The organism is Paucilactobacillus vaccinostercus DSM 20634 (genome assembly GCF_001436295.1).
GTDB classification, from domain to species: Bacteria; Bacillota; Bacilli; order Lactobacillales; family Lactobacillaceae; genus Paucilactobacillus; species Paucilactobacillus vaccinostercus.
The window spans coordinates 83,154-101,059 of sequence record NZ_AYYY01000043.1; the positions used below are offsets into that span (position 1 = coordinate 83,154).

Below are 17,906 nucleotides of genomic sequence, written 5' to 3' on the forward strand. Positions count from 1 at the left end.
GCGCCCGTTTAACCCACCGACAACACGTTATTGGATCACGGTGCCCGTACACCTGTGAATCCTAACTAAGGAGACGAACAAATAACGATGGACTATTTATACTACAAAGCAATTAACTGGGATGACATTAAAGATAATTTCGATAAATACACGTGGGAACAACTCACCACTAACTTTTGGTTGGACATTCGGATTCCCGTCACGAATGATCAACCAGCTTGGCAACAGCTATCAGCCACTCAACAACAGGCCATTACCCGCATGTTGGCAGGTGCATCGATGTTAGCCGTCTACCAATCAGAGGTCGGCACTCCTGCCATTCGCCATGATCGGCGAACCCAACAAGAAGAATCCGTATTAAATACCATTACCTTCATGAAATCAGTCCATGCTAAGAGTTACACGACCATTTTCCGGGCCCTGATTCCGGGCAATGGTGGCGCAAATTTCACTTGGGCAGACAATAATACTGATCTGCAAGCTGAAATCGACCAACTCGCTCAAACGAGCACCAATGGCACAGCTTTACAAAAAAAAGCCCTTTTTATTTTGACTGAAACTGGCCTTTCATTTGGTAAATATTGGACAACCCTTCAAACCCATTCTCTCGTCAATACCTACCAAATGTTGGCCAATATTCTTCGTGGAAGTGCCATCTTTAGTGCCTATGTCGGTTACAAATTTCACCTTGGGTTTGAAGACCTCGCGGCAAGTGACCAAGCCGAACTGCAGCATTGGATTAACACCCAGTTTGATCAACTCATGCAAACCGAAAAAGATTTCCTAGAAGCTAACCTTGAAGATGCCACCGAAGCCATCAATTTGGCCTACTATGGTGCCAATCATGCACTAACATCACTTGGTTTCGATGCTAGCTACGAGGTTCAGCCATCTCCACTAGTCGCGCAGCTCAAGAAATTGATGATCGATCAAGATCAATTCTTGCAACAGGTGACGGCAGCAAACAACGAATCGGACACTGAAGAAATGACCGATGACGACTACGATTTCTAAGGAGCATTCAACTAATGAGCTATAAAACAATTAACTGGGACATCATCGAAGACGAATTTGACGAATATGTATGGGATAAAGCAACGGCACAATACTGGTTAGATACACGGGTGCCGGTTTCTAATGATTTACGCGACTGGCGGACACTTTCTGACACCGAAAAGTCAGTCATCAACCGAGTTGTCGGGGGATTAGCCTTGCTGGACACACTCCAATCCGAAGAAGGCGTCGACGTCATGCGGCCCGACGTTCGGACACGGAAGGAAGCGGCAGTCATCAATGACTTTTTGATGATGGAGTCAATTCATGCCAAGAGTTACGGCACTATTTTGACCTCTTTGAACGATCAAGCCACTGTTGACGAAGTCTTCAATTGGATGAACAATAATCCCCGAATGCAGTACAAAGCCAAACGGATTAATGACATTTACCAAACAGGAAACAACCTTGAAAAGAAGGTCGCAAGTGTCTTTCTCGAAGGAATTTTGTACTACACCAACTTCTTTACCCCACTTTGGTACCGCGGTAACAACAAACTCGCCAACCTTTCCGAGGTCATCAAGCTGGTGATCCGTGACGAATCCGTCCATGGCACCTACCTCGGCTACAAGTTCCAACTAGGCTATAACGAACTGCCAGAAGCTGAACAAAAAACATTCAAAAAATGGATGGATGATTTACTCGATGATCTCCTTGAAAACGAATTTGCATTCACCGAAGAAGTTTACGCGCCAATTGGTTTAGCCGAAGACGTGAAACAATTTGTCCACTACAACGCCAACAAGGCCCTTCAAAACATGGGCTTTGAATCCCGCTTCCCCCATGCCGAAATTGAAGATATCAACCCGATCGTGATGAACGGCATTTCAACCGAAACGGCGAACCACGATTTCTTCTCCCAAGTTGGTGCTGGCTATCTGATGGGTAATGCCGAAGCCATGGATAACAGCGACTACGATTTCTAATTCTTATCCGCTTTCTAATCAAAACATCCCTCCCCGAATCAAATCGAGGAAGGATGTTTTTTAATTTGTAGTTGTTTGAATCGGTGCTAGCAAAAAGTGAATCTGTTGGCGAACCCGCTCCCGCACATCGGCACTCAATCGTCGCTGATTTTTGATCAACAATTCATCATACAGTACCTTCTGAAAAATCGACATCACAATCATCGCAAGGTTATCGGCAGCTTGGCTGTCATTAAGCGCCAGTTTCTCGACATTTTGAAAGGCTTGAGATAATCGCGCCTGAATTTGTTGAATCGCGTCAATCAACCAGTGAGACTGCTCATCAGACAACAACATTCGTTCACGAATTGTAATAATGAACGATTGATAGCTGGTTTCACTTTGGAATGCTTGCCATAGCTGATCAAATAATGTCATCATTTGAGTTTCGATATCAGTGACAGTTGTCGAATTTGTTAGTGATACCGCTAGTAAACTAACCCGACTTTCAATTCCCTGCTGAACAATTGTATCCAAAATTTCCTGTTTACCATGCGGAAAGTGGTAGTAAAGTGCGCCTTCCGAAATTCCTGCCGCTTTATTAATCATTCGTGTCGTCGTTGCCTCAAAACCGCGACTAGCAAATAGTTTGCGAGCCACATCAATAATTTTGTCCTTTGGCTGGTCGTTTTTAATCATTTAATCTCCATCTTCGTAAAAAGTCGGGCACTCAGGCCCAACTTAAACTACATAATACCGACAGTTTGTAAAATAAGATACCCGTTTAAGATTACCAAAACAATTGCTGAACCCCAAGCACAGTACTTAATCCAAGCCCGGTTAGCAAACTCACCCATCAGCTTACGATTACTGGTGAACATTACCAGCGGAATAACCGCAAACGGTAACGCAATACTGAGAAAAACTTGAGAAAATGTCAGTAGGTTTTCAATCTTAGCTTCGTTTCCGTGATAGTAAATTGCAAATGCCAAAACTGGCGTAACTGAGAACAACCGTGTAACCAGCCGTTGAACCCATAGTGGAATTCGCAGGCGGATAAACCCTTCCATGATGATCTGCCCCGCTAACGTTCCAGTAATCGTTGAGCTTTGGCCGGAAGAAAGTAAGGCGACGGCAAAGAGCATACTCAGCATCGGACTGGCAATTGCCCCAACAACCTGACTGTTACTAAGTGCGTTAAACAAATCAACGAACCGCCCCAGTGAACTATCAGTGCCATAAAAGAGTGCTGCACCTAAGATCAGTAGCAAACTATTTACGATGAAGGCGATAAATAGCTGCATGTTAGAATCAATCGTTGAAAACCGAACCGCCTGTGCTAATTGCTTACGATCAGTTCGATCAACCTTCCGCGTTTGTGAAATCGACGATCCAAGGTACAAATCATGCGGCATCACAGTTGCCCCAATAATTCCCAAAGAAAGATAGAGCATCGAGTGGTTGGTAAAAATATCACTGCTTGGAACGTAGCCACGCATAATCCCACCGATACTGGGCTGTGCAAGTAAGACCTCATACACGAAGACCAGTAAAATAACCGCCACCAGGGTTGCTACGATGGCTTCAATCTTACGGAACCCGAGCTTCATCAGTAACAATAAAATTAAAACATCAGCCGCAGTAATCATAATCCCGACGATCAGTGGAATATTAAATAATAGCTTTAACGCAATCCCAGAACCGATGATTTCCGCAATGTCGGTTGCCATAATAGCAAGTTCCGTAACCACCCAGAGCATTAGACCGACACCCTTAGATGTTCGCTCCCTTGTCAATTGGGCTAAATCTTTTCCCGTCACGATACCTAACTTCGCCGACATAGACTGAAGCATCATCGCAATCAGGCTAGAAATTAAAACAACTGCCAGCAAGCGATACTTATACTGAGCCCCACCAGCAATCGACGTGATCCAGTTACCCGGATCCATATAACCAACAGCAATTAAAATCCCAGGGCCACTGTAGGCCGCCAACGTTTTCCAAAAGCCTGCGTTCTTAGGGACCTCGATACTACCATTAATTTCATCTAAACTTTTGTCAGCAGCCGTTCCATTTGAAACGATTCCTTTTCCTTGTGCAAACACCTTATCTTCCATTTTAAGTTCCTCTTTTCTATTGGCTTAGAAATTCGGCAACCTATCAGAACTAATTCAAAGCATTTGGATTAATATAAATTTAATCAGCTGATACACCCGATTAACACCATATTAACGCAGTCTTTTGATTAGCCATCTAAGTTAACAATTATCTAACTGAGCGCCCGCTCAGTTCCATAGAGTAATATAACACGAATTGAGTTTTTATCAAGCATTTTGCTTCAAAAAAAGAACCAACAAATGCCTTAGTAACGGCATCTAACCGGATAATCATGATAACCGTCACGTTGTAATCGGTACCACTAATTTACGCTTTTTTTAATTAAAAAGTAGGATCTTCATAAATTTGCTGTAAACTAATCATAGTTTGCATATTGGAGGATAAATCATGACAAAAACCGACGTTGTTGTAATTGGCGCAGGCGCGGCTGGCATTGGGGCCGCCATCACGCTTGCCGAAGCTTCAAAAAATGTCATTTTACTTGAGAAAGGAAACCGCTACGGGGGTGCTGGCATGTTCGGCGCACAAGGCCTTTTTGCCGTTAATAGTCAGCAACAACAGGCTTCCAACAGTTCCCTAACCCTAGCACAGGCCTATCAGGAAATGATGACTTACACGCATTATCGTTCAAACGCCCCCCTCACTAAGGCCATCCTAAGTAAGTCAGCCAATACAATTGACTGGCTGGCAGATCATGGTCTCGCTACCGAACTTGTGAACAATACGCAAGAAGTTCACCAGGATCGCCCACGAGTTTACCACCAGTATATCGATAAATTTGCGGGATTCGAACGTCTTATGCAGCACTTTTTAGATCACGGTGGCATTTTGAAAACTGAAACCGCCGCTAAATCCTTAAAATATGACGGCCAACAAGTTACCGGCGTCGTTGTTGAACACGATGGGCATGAGACTCTGATCAACTGTCAAGCTGTCATTGTGGCTGATGGTGGCTATATCGGCAATCCCGAGATGGTCAAACAGTACTTAGACATTGACGCTAAGAACTTATTTAGCATGGGTGAACGGAAGGCCACTGGGGATGGCATTTCGATGCTTGCCGACTTAGGCGCCGATACGAAATCACTCGGGACCTTCGAAAATCACGCAGCATCCGTTGTGTCAGATTCCGATCCCAAATGGCATAACGATACCATCTTCACCCTCACGAATTTACCGCTACTTTGGGTTAATGCCGCAGGGAAACGCTTTGTTGATGAGGGCATCGTTTACGATTTCGCACTCTGGGGAAATGCCACATATCAGGCAGGCGGGTACTACTACTTTGTGATCGACCAGCACTTAATTGATCAGCTTAAAACCAGTGCCCTTCCGCTGACACATTCGTTTGAGCGCACATTTACCACCCTTGCCCATCAAGAGGTTACTCATCACGTCGGGCCGTTTACAGAAATTGATGCCGATCTGGCACAGGCCGTGGAAAAAGGCGCGGCTTTTAAAGGCAACACGTTAGCTGAACTCAGCGCTCAACTACACGTTTCCGCCGGGCAGCTCACCGCGACCGTTGCACGGTACAATGATTTGGTTCAACGTGGTCATGACGAGGACTTCTACAAAGCCGGTGCTTTCATGAACTATCCGGTTCAACAGGGACCATTCTATGCAATCAAAGCACGCTCCACCTCCCTTGGGACCATTGGCGGCATTGAAACTAACGAAAAGCTTGAAGCACTCAAACCGAATGCACACCCGATTAAGGGGGCATTCGTCGCTGGTAATAATGCTAGTGGGATGTACGACACCTCTTACCCAACAATTGAAGGAATTAGTTGTGCCTTTGCTTGGAACTCCGGTCGAATCGCTGGTGAATCAGCGAGCCACCTAATTGAAACTGGCACACAAAACTACTACGAAGCGTAATTTTAAAGATCTACGCAATTAACCGATCAACGGTCCATTGCGTGGGTCTTTTTGTTTATATGAAAGCGTTTTACTTTATATCTTGGTGACACCCCCTTACAATAAAGCTAGAAGTGGGGTGATCACATTCACATCATCGTTAAAGTCTGTTGGGGACTGTTAGCCATCACGAGTTTAGCGGGCGGTATTGCGGGAATTATTTTGCCAATTCTCCCCGGTATTCCCTTCTTGATCTTGGCCCTCATTTGTGTCGGTAAAATTTCTCAACATTTTCGCCACTGGCTGCTCCACACACGCGCATTTCAGTGGCTTAACCATCACGAGCCCCAAATTGCTCGTTGGATATTCCGTAACTAAAAAGGCGCCGCCAGAGAGACAACTTCACCCTCTGACAACGCCTTTTTAGCTACCGTTTAATGAACCCTTCCCCACCATTCAAGTAGGCCATTTCATCATAAATAATTTGTTGTTGTAACGTCTTGGCTTTGCTAACACTGACCGTTTCATCTGCCACCAATTGCTGAACAAATTCATACTCGGCATGAAACGCCTGCAAAAAGAGCTGATAAACCAGCTTCGAATCTGGTGTTGGCAAACTCATCCGCCGGTGCCGTTCTTGATAAAAACGAATCACCGGATGTAAGCCGTTAAGATGGCGTCCCGTTGTTCGTTGGTAATCTTCCAACGCCTTGATGGCCGCTTTAAATCCAACCGATTCGATTTGTTTAATTTCCCAGCCATGTTCCTCGAACTGGTTTTTCCAATATAATTGCTCAGTCACTACCGGACTCGTCAAAAGTGCATCTTGCCACGTTTGAAAATCACGATAGACTTTCAACGTGTGTGACCCAAAGCGTAGGCGCAACCATAATCGCTGAAGAAAATTACTGTGCACCGTATTATAAGCCAGTTCAATAAATTCAAGATACATATGATACTGATCAGTCGTAATCTCACCGGTATCCAATAAGTTTTTTACAGCCGTTCGTTCTACCCCATGGGCCACATCAAAAGTTTTCTTAGCTAGTCGTTGATTTTTAGCATCGTGGTGATGCAGTTGTTGCGTTAGCGCACTAATCACAATATCAACTTCCGCCGGATGTTGGCGGTTAGCTCGCACCGTTTTTAATGCCCGATGAATCATTTTAGCATTCCAATCGATTTCTGCTTTTCCGCTGCCAGCGGCCGTTTCCTTCGTCATCTTCGGGACGATAATTGCAGCGACTGCCAAACTGATTAAAATGACCACCGTCGCAATATAGAGCAATGCGTTTCGATCAATCCCACCCGGTAACCGTTTAAACTGTGGTAACAAAAATGCTAAGGAAAGCGAAATTGTCCCGCTGGCCCCGCTTACCGCCATCAAACAACTATCTAACCAGCGATGATTACTGGAAAGATGCATCCAAACAAAATAGCGGGTCCACACTAGGCGCAATAAAAACTTTAAGCCATACAAAGTTACCCCAATTAATGTGAAAAACACCAATAATCCCGGCCGCAAAGACACAATTCGCGCCATAATTGCTGGTAATGAAATTCCCAGTAACATGAAAATAAAGCCGTTTAAAACTTGCGAAACCAGTTCCCAGATATGATTACGGACCAACTGCACCTGACTCGAAACAAGACGCAACTTATCGGTCTCCATTCCCTGTACTAGTCCAGCCGCAACCACTGCCAAAATCCCCGAAACATGGATCTTTTCGGCGCAAACATATACGACAAATGGCACAATTAGCTCCAACGAAATCATGATAAATGGAATATCATCGTTCCACCGAATCATTTTACTGCGTAGCCAGTGGAATCCCATGCCAATAACTGTCCCCAAAACTAATCCACCCACAAATTCAACGAAGAAAGTTCCAGTTGCATGAGATAGTGAAATTGTTCCCGTTGCAAACGCTGCTAATGCAATATCAAAGGCCACAAACCCAGACGCATCATTAAACAGCGATTCATTTTGTAAAATAATCGTGGGAATCTTGAATTTCTGATTTGGCTGCATGAAGGCACTCACGGCTGAGGCATCAGTCGGTGTCACAATTGCGCACAGCGCAATGGCGAGTGACAACGGTAATATCGGAAACAACACGTGCAATGAAAAGCCAACCGCAACCACTGTGACCACTACAAGGGCAATTGCCAATGAAAAAATATTAATGGCGCCCCGCCCGATCCAGTAACGTGACGCACTCTGTGATTCGATATAGAGCAGCGGTGTCACTACAAAAAATAAAAAGAAATCAGAATCAAAAATATAGTGGTGATATTGCGGTAAAAAGGAGAGCAAGATTCCAGTCACAATAAAGCAAAACGGCAATGGGAGCCATTTTAAATGCCGATGTAAAATAACATCCGCGACTAATGCAATCAAAATAATTAAAATAAAAAACGTACTTTCCACAATTCTAACCTCACTTCACCGTCACCGTGTGGCGGCACCCAAATTATCTCCGTCATCTGCTACTATGCTAACCCATTATATGGGATTTAGCTCGATTTGGGCACCTCTACTCTTCATTTTTAGCGAAATAAGTTTTTACAATTGGTTTTGATCGATCTAATTTGATAACGAACTAGCACTGCCGCTCGTTGCAGCCGATGATGAAGTAGTATTGGCTTGGTCGGCCGCACTACTGCTATCAGCGGTTGAAGATGAACTAGCCTTGCTAGCGGTGGTGCTACTTGCTGTTTTGGCACTCGCACTATGACTAGCCGTTGATGTCGCATGACTACTTGAGGCAGTACTTGCCCGATTTTGGGTGGTACTTGACTGTGTCCCGGCCGTTTTAGTCGTACTTGATGACTGTGCGGTTGTGTGGCTTACACCAGAAGTGGCTGAATTAGCGGCTTGTGCCGCATGACTGGTGGCTGTCTCTGTTGTCTTCGTCGCTTGTTGGGAACTACGCTGGCTCTTTTTAGTCGTTTTATGCTTTTTTTTCGATGAAGATGTACTTGATACGCTTGTGTCCGTACTGGTTGAGGCACTTGTTGTTTTAGTAACCGATGTATCCGCATTAAGTGCCAATCCAATCACAAAGACGGCAATGACGGCACAGCCTGCCAGAATAAACGGCAGTGGGTGCTTTTTAAAGGTCCGAATCTGAAACCATGTTCGCCAATTAATATGTTGTCTACCTGCACCAGTTGCCGCCTTAAAATGGGGCCGGTAACCGCCCTGGCCCTTCTTAGTCTTGTTCGTCAATGGGGCCGTCGGCTGGTCCATGGAATTCCGTGTCACTGACGATGATGGTTGAAACAACCGCCGGCTTTCATTTTTAGGTGCTGCTGTCTTACTCCGTCTGGCGCCACTATCTGGTGCCGACTTTACTCGTGAGTGGTTTACTGTCTTTTGATTAAACTTAACGGGCTCAGTATTTTCAACGCTCTTCAAGTGTAACTGTTGCTTAAGCCATAGCATTCGTGGGCTATCTGTATTTTTATCTTCATTTCTTGCAACGCGTGTTTGTTTTTTTTCTGTCATTGTTATAATCCTTACTTCATTAAATAGTGGTTAACCCTTGCTACGACTCTATTTAATGAAGTTTGCCTACTAAAATCAAGCAAACCGTCCTTTATTTAGAAATTATTTATTAATAATTCATGAATTGTTTATTCTTTACCAGTTTAACCGGCATCAAAAAAGGCACCACAATTGTGATGCCACCAATAAGTTACTTCTGTTGCGCTACATATTGTTCCAATGTTAGGTGATGATGATAAATATAGCTTGCGGCGCGTTTGCCAACATAGCGGAAATGCCACGATTCATAGCTAATATGGGTGGAACTCTTTTTCCCCTTCGGATAACGTAAAATCCAACCGTACTTCCATGAATTTTTAGCCAGCCACTTTCCCTGCTTCGTCTTCGCAAAGGCTTGCGTCACATCACTGCCTGCTTGAGCTTCACTGGGCGTCAAAAAGTCCATCGCTAATCCCGTTTGGTGTTCACTTGACCCTGGACTGTTGACAGTCTTCAGTGCATCCTTTTTCGCCTGAGCATATGTCATCCCCTTGGCCTCACGTTGCTGAATATTACGTGCCAATACTTCTTTTTGATGCTCATACGATCGATACCCGGAGCCAGCAACCAACGTGGCCCCAGCTTTTTGGGCTGCCGCAGTTAGCTGCTCATAACTTTTAATAACGCGTGTATCCAACTGTTGGTTATTATCAACAGTTTTTAGATCAGGGACATAGGTCGCCGAAAGATGGTGGTTCACGTTCACGACTTTCAACTTCCAGTTACTGGCCGCATGAACCGTCCCAGTCGCTGTCAACCAAAAAGTGCCTGTGATGGCAAGCACGATGCTACTAATTACTACTAATAGTTTTTTCATCAATTAACCACTTTCCTTAATTCAATACAGTGATCTACTTTAACACAGACCGATGATAATATCGTGATTAAATTACTAAATTTCAGTAATGCTTTTACAAACATGAAAATTGACTTCAAATTTCCCGAAATATATACTTTAAGAATAGTCATATAATAATTTTATATAAAAAGGAAGTCTTGAAATGGCAAAAGCTCAAATTGGAATTATTTTAGGATCTGCACGGCTTGGATCACTAGGCGAACATATTTTTAAATACCTGCAAACAACTTTCGTCAACAATGACGAGTACGAGTACAATTGGATCCGCCTTGCAGATTATCCACTTGATTTTTATGAACACAGCGAAACGCCACTTTCTCAACCAATCACTGATCTGACAAACGTTGAATCAGCATGGCTCACCCAAATTAAAGCCCAAGATGGCTATGTTATTTTAACACCCGAGTACGATCATTCAATTACTGGCGCTCTCAAAAATGCACTCGACTATATTGGTCCCGAAGTAGATCATAAACCTGTGCAACTTATTGCCTATTCTTCGTACAGTGACGGTGGGATGCTGGCAGCACAATCGGTTGTTCAAGTCTTGCAAATGCTCAAGATGATTGTCTTACCAACACCCACCCTTCTCTGGAATGCTAACGATAACTTTGATGCCACCGGAAAATTAATTGCCGACGCCCCCAATAGCACGTACTTTGCGCAACGGCTGGCAGAAACCTTTTCAGAAATCGGATTCTACACGGCTCTCCTGAAAGCTCACCCGCGGCACCTAGATTAAATTAGCACCCTATTATGAGCTAATTCGTTGCTGATAACCATCGATAACGGATATAGTTAAGTTACATTCCCTTTGAAAGGAGTAACGATCATGGCAAAAGAATTTACAGTTGAGGAACTGAGTCAATTTGATGGGCAAAATGGACATCCTGCCTATGTGGCCATCGATGGCACCGTGTATGATATGAGCAACGTCGGCCCTTGGGAAGGCGGTCACCATCACGGTAATGTTGCTGGACAAGATCTCTCACAGGCAATTTTAAAGTCACCACATTTAAAGAGTGTTCTCCCCAAACTTCCAGTCGTTGGAACCCTTAAGGCATAGATAAACTATCTCGATTGATGACCAATAACTTTGAAGCGTTCAAAAAAAACATCTTAGCTAAGCCTAACGCCTAGTTAAGATGTTTTTATTTGGTTGGTAAACTTGGTTTATTAAAATAATACCCTTGGAAAAACTGAATGCCGAGTTGATCGTACGCAAGCTGAACCTCTTCAAGAGTCTCGACACCTTCAAGAATAAAATTTAAATTATTACGTTTTGCTACATCAACCCAGAATTTTACCCGTTCCTGTAACGCCTCGGCGGTGTTATTCTTACGTAAGTTTTGCAAAGCAAACTTTACACCGTCAACGTACGGCAATAGATTTTGAACTAATTCATAACTATTATCACTACCAACATCGTCAATGTTGATATGCACCCCGCCAGCCCGATAAATAGCGGTGATGTTTCGCGTGATTTTCATGTCCGGTACATCTACGATTTCAACCGTTAAATCATCAGGGCCATCAGGACTATTACGAAATTTAGTTAAGGTTTTGGCGACAAGTTCACTACAAAATTGTGTTTGTGTAAGGTTGACCGCAACCTGTTTAGTATTAGATTGTGCCAGGACCTTCTTAATCAGTTCAATTTGCGTTTTCGGTGACAGTTCAAACATCTCTGGTAAAATCCAACGATCATGTTCGTGATCATACATGCGCAAAAGAAGTTCATTACACCACCGCGAAGACGACTGAATTGTTCCAGAACTATCTGGATGCATAATTCCTTGCGCAAAAAAGGCATATGTCGAACTCAAATCCTGATTATCATGATGCATGGTTTCACCATCAATAGTAATCGTATCACCACCAGCATGTTTACTCAGATAGACATTATCATCTGCCCGTTTGTACATTGCATCGATTGTTAGATCAGACGCTTTCACATTGGTGATTCCCACAGAAACTGTGATTGGCACCTCAAATTTCTGGGCTTTAAACCGCGTCTTCCGAATGATATCCCAACATTTTGTGACAACCGGTGCCACCTCTTTTGGTGTTTGCTCAAAAAAGACCGCGTTGAACTCTTCACCACCAATTCGATAAAATCGATGGTCCAAATCATACATTTTTAAAATCTCAGTCAACTTATCGGCAGCCGCATTTAACACGGCGTTACCAGCCAAGCGACCATAATGATCATTGACCTGTTTAAAATGATCAATATCAAATGCCACCAACGTTAACGCAACATGCTGAGCTTGAGCTTGCGCAAACATATTCGTAACTTCACGTTGGTAAACCTCGTAAGGCTGTGAATTAGTCAGTTCATCATAGTTGACCATGCGCGTTAGTTCTTTATTTCGACCAGCTTCAATCGATTCATGACGCCAGAACCAAAAGGCCACCGTAGACATTGCCAAAAACATCCCGATTGCATGCACCAAAAGAATAGTCATCTCATACCCCGTTGCACGGAGTGGCAAACTCAACCAATAAACCACCGCAATGGCAGAAAACGTAGTCAAGCTTTTCCACATACTATCACGAATCTGATGATTATACTTTTGCGTCACTATAATACCGATTGCCAATAAAATTAATGATATCCAAAACTGTGGCTGTCCGTACACACCCCAATGGCTAACGCACCAAAAAATAATGATCGCAATTAGTCTGACCGCATCTTCTAACTGGTGCAGTGCGCCGTTTAAAAACGGTAAAATAAATAGGAACAAAGCCATATTGTGTAATAAGATCGCCGTGTTGGTCGCAAAGAAGCCCATTAAATGCAGCAATGTTGCTGTCCCAACTGACATCAATAATAGGCTTAATCGTGCGATCCCTTGATGGCGATAAGAATGCTTCTGCATGAACGCATACTGATATAACGATTGATAAAAACCTAAAAAACCCGCCATAAAGAAAACTGCAATAATAACTTGCGTGAACCAGACCAGGCTTGGCTGAACATGTAAATTCATGCCCATACTGAAATGTAATCCAAAAATATTAAACCCCATTGACTAGCTCCTTGCTCGTTCTTAGTTATCGATCACTCCATTAATGATCACGAAACATACGTATTAATTCTGAACCATCTACACGTATGGTTCAATACCTTGACGTAATCTCATCTTTTTTTAATTTAAATCTAGTTGTTTAGTTTACCGAACGTACGTTGCCCAAATTATCAGACTTCGGTATAATAAAAAAGTAATTATTCTGATATAGGGGATTTAACGTCACATGACTAATAAATGGTTTACAAAATTAATCGCGGTACTCTTGGTTAACACTTTCTTTTTTATGGCTGGGCCAGCCGGAGTTCCGGCAGTTCAGGCGAGTCACACAAGTTACAGCACCCGCGTCACGCACACTGCTGCGCGTAAAACAACCAGCACGTACCATGCACCCAAGGCTTCCTCAATTCAAGCGTCCTATGCGACCGGATACAAAACCAGTCACGGTAAAACATATTACGCGCAGGGCCACTACCTACGTAATTTGTTTATCTTTCTAGGTATTTCCCATCTTGCCAGTCAGCATGCCACTACCAGTGCTGCTGCAAAAGCACCGAGTGAAGCACTCGCTAAATCTGTACTAACCGATTCAATCAAAACACAACTCGGAGGCAGTGATAAGATTCAGTTTAATCAGGCTGGCGCGTTTATCATTAATAATAATCAAACCACCTTAAACGCCAATGTTGCCAGTGCCCCCTATGCAACCAATCAAAAAGATGCCCAAAATCGTCCCACGCTCGGCAACGCACTCCTCAATCGAACCACCCGCCAGTATAAAAACCGTTCTGAAACAGGAAATGGTGCTTCGGATTGGAAACCCGCTGGCTTTCACCAACTCACTAATTTGTCCGGTAGTTACAGTCACGCGTATGATCGTGGACACCTCTTGGGATACGCCCTTGTTGGTGGCATCAATGGTTTTGACGCTTCTGAATCGAATCCGAAAAATATTGCTACTCAAACAGCCTGGGCCAATGAAGCAATGAACACCCAGTCTACCGGCCAAAACTATTATGAAAGCCTCGTTCGAAAAGCGCTCGATCAAAATAAAACCGTTCGGTACCGAGTTAGCGATCTCTACGACGGAAATAATTTAATTCCTAGCGGTGCCCACATTGAGGCCAAGTCCACCGATGGCACATTGGAATTTAACGTGTTTGTCCCCAATGTCCAGTCAGGATTGACCATTAACTATCAAACCGGAACTGCTTCCAAGTAGCCCATCTTTTTGGCGGTCTGTATTTTTTGCCACACGTCGCCGTTATCCGGAGATTATCTTTTGGCAACCGCGCCACGCAAAGATTTCTTGTGGTACAATGTATTTCAATAATGTTTATTTAAATCACCATAACTTATCTTACGAGGAAGTATTATGTCAACTAATCAACTTTTGCAAGATTTACCGTTATTCGCGATGCCGATTGCTGTTATCAGCTTTTTTAGTATCGGTTTTATTCAGTATTTTCAGCGAATCTGGTCAGACGCATTTGAGCGTGAAGGGCCAAGTACCCGCTACCGATTTGGTCGACGCCTAATTTTGCTCTTCTTATCCGTTGGTCTAGGGTGCTTCATCCATTTTGGCGCCATGGCCTATATCACAAATGATTCGGCTCTTTTATACCATAATTGGGCCCTTTTTGTTTTAGTTTTGCCACTTCTTTACGGTGGCTTTAATGGGTTGGAGGTCTCACTCCAATCACTAACCCTCTTAATGATTTGGTACATGCACCATGCTCCAAATTTTTGGCACCCCACAACATTGCTAGCGCTCGCTGGTTTTATTGCACTGGCAGTTCTACTCAAACGTTACCATCAGTACATTATGCAGCACTGGTGGGTTGGCGTTTTACTTGCTGGAATACTGGCTAGCTTGTTTTGGTTTACGGTTCCTCATGTCTCAATGCACCTAGTCATGACGACCGAGCTTAAATGGGAAGCTGTGTTAATGTACACACTAATGATCGCCTTCGTTCTTGGATATTGGTTACGTCAGTATCGTGATGACAAACGAACACATGAATTAGAGCGATTAGCTGAGTACGAAAAAGGCACTTATGATACTGGCTATGCCAATCATCAAGCTGAACTGCAGCAGCTTTTCACTAAAACCCAAGCGCAAAACGACACGCTTACCTTTGCAACACTTGATCTTGACCACTTTAAACAAATTAATGATCGCTTTGGTCGTTTAGCTGGAAATGCTGTTTTGATTGCTGTTGGTGAAACACTGAAACAATTACTCACAAATGCTAACGTTGAACATCAACTTTATTTAACCACTGGGGAAGAATATAATATTGTCTTTCCCAATCAATCCGCTGAATCAGTTTTACCAATTATAAAAGGATGTTGGCAAGCAATTCGCAAACAGGAATTTCCCTACAAGCAACGAAATATTGCCGTCACCGTTTCAATCGGGTGCACAGCGCTCCAAAGTGATGACACGAGTATTAATGACATTTATAAACGTGCCGATGATGCGCTTTCTAAAAGTAAACGAAGCGGTCGAGATACCGTTACGTTTGATACTCAAATCATTTCAGGTGCCGACAAATCTGAAAAAAGTCTCGCCGATTATTGCTACTTCTCACAGGGCATCTACGATATAACACAAGATGGTCATCCCAAGTACTACCATGAGCTGCTGCTCCGAACCTATGATAGCCTTCAAAAGCGCTGGGTACTCCCCGACACATTTGAAATTCCCGCTTGGATGCAAATCGCATTGCTACAAGAGTTTATGCGGCATACTCAGCTACACAACTTCAACATCAACCTTACTGCTGATCAATTCCAAGATATTGATATCGCCGAAGCACTGGCCCAATTTTCGGAAAGTCCAGAAGGACCCACCAATTTGACGGTTGAAATTACCGCATTGACCGACTCCCAAACGACTCGTCGAATTAGTGCCCGCTATCGGGCCGCCGGAATCAAAATTTTGATCGACGATGTTGGTTCAGATAATAGTTTCGAAATGGTTCGACCATCAATGGCTTACATTAATGGATTTAAATTTGCGATGCAAAATTTGCGCAAAACAACTAGCGATTCTGCACTGCGTGAACGTGTTCAATTTTGGCGCCAGATCGCAAAAGAAAATCAACTTTCATTCATTTTAGAAGGCGTTGAAACCGCCGAAGATTTAAAGATGGCGCAGGCTCTTTCAACGCCATACGTTCAAGGCTACTACTTTGATAAACCATCAGCTGCCGAGGGACTCTCGCAATAAAGCGAACAGATCACAATCATCCCTGTCATATTTTGATATCGCCAACAGTACAGTAATGCTACTTACTGTTGATACATAGTCCTTAATTTTGGAATTCAAAAACTAGATGGGAGGAACTAAATGCTTCTGTGGGAAATTAGGATTGTTACTTTTATTACGAATCTACTCTTACTGGTAGGTTACGCACTCCTCTACAATTGGCTTCAAAACACAAAGTTTACCAATAACATTCATCAAAAGTTACGCACATCTTACCTTGTCAGCATCACCATTGCATTTTTGATTTTGTTTCACTCCGCCTCTGAACTCAGCATCATTCAAAACCATAATAATACCGGTTTTGGATGGACCTATATTAATTTTCAAATTGCAACCGTGCTATACGCCCTACTCTCATCACGTAAACAGGCGCTTTTCTATTCCTTATCGGTTGTAACCTTAAGTTGGTACTGGTGGCTACCAAATGTCTCCAATTCAGCCCTGTTCTATGTCGTTACGCTCATTATGATGTGGTTGGCCCAGCGATTCGGCATCACAATTGGCACTTACCGAACACTTTACTATCCATTTTGCCTACTTTTCGTGACTCCATTTTTATGGGCAAATTTTATTTCACTTCGTGGCATCGATGTTGGTTGGCCATGGGAGCTCATAATCACGTTATTGATCTGTTGGTTACTGTGGGAGATCCATTACTTGGTTAAACGACAGCACATTCGGCAAGCAGTCCTCCTTCGTGAAGCGCGAACCGATAAATTAACACACCTAAATAATTTTCGCGTTTTCAACGAAGACCTTTTATCCGCCTACAGTCACCTAACCGATCCGCTTAATTATTCTTTATATACATTTGATATTGATCACTTTAAACAAATCAACGACCAGTATGGTCATCTCGTTGGTAATCAAGTGCTCGAACAGGTTTCGGCCCGTCTAAATGATATTTTGGCACAGCTTCCCTACCACTTTAAGACCTACCGAACTGGCGGTGAGGAATTTAGTTTTATTTTATTCGACACCGCTCGAGTAACTGAACACCCCACCCAAATTGCGAACCTAGTCCGAGATGAACTGAGCCAGTTGAAATTCACGGTGCCACCGGATCAAAAATTTAATATCACGATTTCACTTGGTCAGGATCACGTATTACCAGATGATCGTAATTATATGGACATTTATAGTCGCGCGGATGAACGATTGTACCAATCAAAACATCGCGGACGTAATACGATCTGTGTCCGTCCACCAATGAATACGCCCAAATAAAAAGTGCTCTGTGTGAGGAGCACTTTTT

15 protein-coding genes are annotated in these 17,906 nt (G+C 43.4%); 9 read left to right on the forward strand and 6 right to left on the reverse strand.

The window, feature by feature from the left end:
- Positions 1-87: 87 nt before the first annotated feature.
- Both FC26_RS08375 and nrdF read left to right on the forward strand, forming a co-directional pair.
- Positions 88-1,014 carry a ribonucleotide-diphosphate reductase subunit beta gene (locus FC26_RS08375; RefSeq protein ID WP_057779576.1) on the forward strand — a complete coding sequence of 309 codons (927 nt, stop codon included), beginning with the start codon at positions 88-90 and terminating at the stop codon, positions 1,012-1,014.
- Positions 1,015-1,028: 14 nt separating this feature from the next.
- The gene (nrdF, locus tag FC26_RS08380) at positions 1,029-1,979 is read left to right on the forward strand and encodes a class 1b ribonucleoside-diphosphate reductase subunit beta (protein ID WP_057779577.1); all 951 of its coding nucleotides are present in this window, start codon (positions 1,029-1,031) and stop codon (positions 1,977-1,979) included.
- 60 nt (positions 1,980-2,039) lie between these two features.
- Here nrdF and FC26_RS08385 read toward each other — a convergent pair whose 3' ends face one another.
- Complete coding sequence (locus FC26_RS08385; protein ID WP_057779579.1) at positions 2,040-2,657, reverse strand: TetR/AcrR family transcriptional regulator; 618 nt, start codon at positions 2,655-2,657, stop codon at positions 2,040-2,042.
- Positions 2,658-2,704: 47 nt separating this feature from the next.
- A complete protein-coding gene (locus FC26_RS08390) occupies positions 2,705-4,075 on the reverse strand; it encodes an Nramp family divalent metal transporter (RefSeq protein ID WP_057779581.1) in 1,371 nt (456 codons plus the stop codon).
- A 388-nt stretch (positions 4,076-4,463) separates the two neighbouring features.
- Between FC26_RS08390 and FC26_RS08395 the strand changes: the two genes are divergently transcribed.
- Together FC26_RS08395 and FC26_RS12540 are read left to right on the forward strand one after the other, a co-directional pair.
- Positions 4,464-5,957: an FAD-dependent oxidoreductase gene (locus FC26_RS08395; RefSeq protein ID WP_057779583.1), complete on the forward strand. Its 1,494-nt coding sequence runs from the start codon at positions 4,464-4,466 to the stop codon at positions 5,955-5,957.
- A gap of 135 nt (positions 5,958-6,092) precedes the next feature.
- Positions 6,093-6,314 carry a DUF454 family protein gene (locus FC26_RS12540; protein WP_268872661.1) on the forward strand — a complete coding sequence of 74 codons (222 nt, stop codon included), beginning with the start codon at positions 6,093-6,095 and terminating at the stop codon, positions 6,312-6,314.
- A gap of 49 nt (positions 6,315-6,363) precedes the next feature.
- On the opposite strand, the gene FC26_RS08400 is transcribed toward FC26_RS12540, so the two are convergent.
- From FC26_RS08400 to FC26_RS08410, 3 genes are all read right to left on the reverse strand, one after another.
- Positions 6,364-8,367: a cation:proton antiporter gene (locus FC26_RS08400; protein WP_057779585.1), complete on the reverse strand. Its 2,004-nt coding sequence runs from the start codon at positions 8,365-8,367 to the stop codon at positions 6,364-6,366.
- Between the two features lie 156 nt (positions 8,368-8,523).
- Positions 8,524-9,447, reverse strand: a complete 924-nt coding sequence (locus FC26_RS08405; RefSeq protein WP_057779588.1) for a hypothetical protein — start codon at positions 9,445-9,447, stop codon at positions 8,524-8,526.
- A gap of 190 nt (positions 9,448-9,637) precedes the next feature.
- Complete coding sequence (locus FC26_RS08410) at positions 9,638-10,303, reverse strand: M15 family metallopeptidase (protein WP_057779591.1); 666 nt, start codon at positions 10,301-10,303, stop codon at positions 9,638-9,640.
- 184 nt (positions 10,304-10,487) lie between these two features.
- Here FC26_RS08410 and FC26_RS08415 point away from each other — a divergent pair, with 184 nt between their 5' ends.
- Both FC26_RS08415 and FC26_RS08420 read left to right on the forward strand, forming a co-directional pair.
- Positions 10,488-11,087: an NADPH-dependent FMN reductase gene (locus FC26_RS08415; RefSeq protein ID WP_057779593.1), complete on the forward strand. Its 600-nt coding sequence runs from the start codon at positions 10,488-10,490 to the stop codon at positions 11,085-11,087.
- 90 nt (positions 11,088-11,177) lie between these two features.
- Positions 11,178-11,411, forward strand: a complete 234-nt coding sequence (locus tag FC26_RS08420) for a cytochrome b5 domain-containing protein (protein WP_057779595.1) — start codon at positions 11,178-11,180, stop codon at positions 11,409-11,411.
- An 85-nt stretch (positions 11,412-11,496) separates the two neighbouring features.
- On the opposite strand, the gene FC26_RS08425 is transcribed toward FC26_RS08420, so the two are convergent.
- Complete coding sequence (locus FC26_RS08425) at positions 11,497-13,377, reverse strand: sensor domain-containing diguanylate cyclase (protein ID WP_057779597.1); 1,881 nt, start codon at positions 13,375-13,377, stop codon at positions 11,497-11,499.
- A gap of 226 nt (positions 13,378-13,603) precedes the next feature.
- Between FC26_RS08425 and FC26_RS08430 the strand changes: the two genes are divergently transcribed.
- The 3 genes from FC26_RS08430 (at position 13,604) to FC26_RS08440 (ending at position 17,878) form a co-directional block, all read left to right on the forward strand.
- A complete protein-coding gene (locus FC26_RS08430) occupies positions 13,604-14,599 on the forward strand; it encodes a DNA/RNA non-specific endonuclease (protein ID WP_057779599.1) in 996 nt (331 codons plus the stop codon).
- 153 nt (positions 14,600-14,752) lie between these two features.
- Positions 14,753-16,612 carry a diguanylate cyclase gene (locus FC26_RS08435; protein ID WP_057779601.1) on the forward strand — a complete coding sequence of 620 codons (1,860 nt, stop codon included), beginning with the start codon at positions 14,753-14,755 and terminating at the stop codon, positions 16,610-16,612.
- A 120-nt stretch (positions 16,613-16,732) separates the two neighbouring features.
- Entirely contained in the window at positions 16,733-17,878 is a 1,146-nt protein-coding gene (locus FC26_RS08440; RefSeq protein ID WP_057779603.1) for a GGDEF domain-containing protein, read from the forward strand.
- The last annotated feature ends 28 nt before the right edge of the window (positions 17,879-17,906 follow it).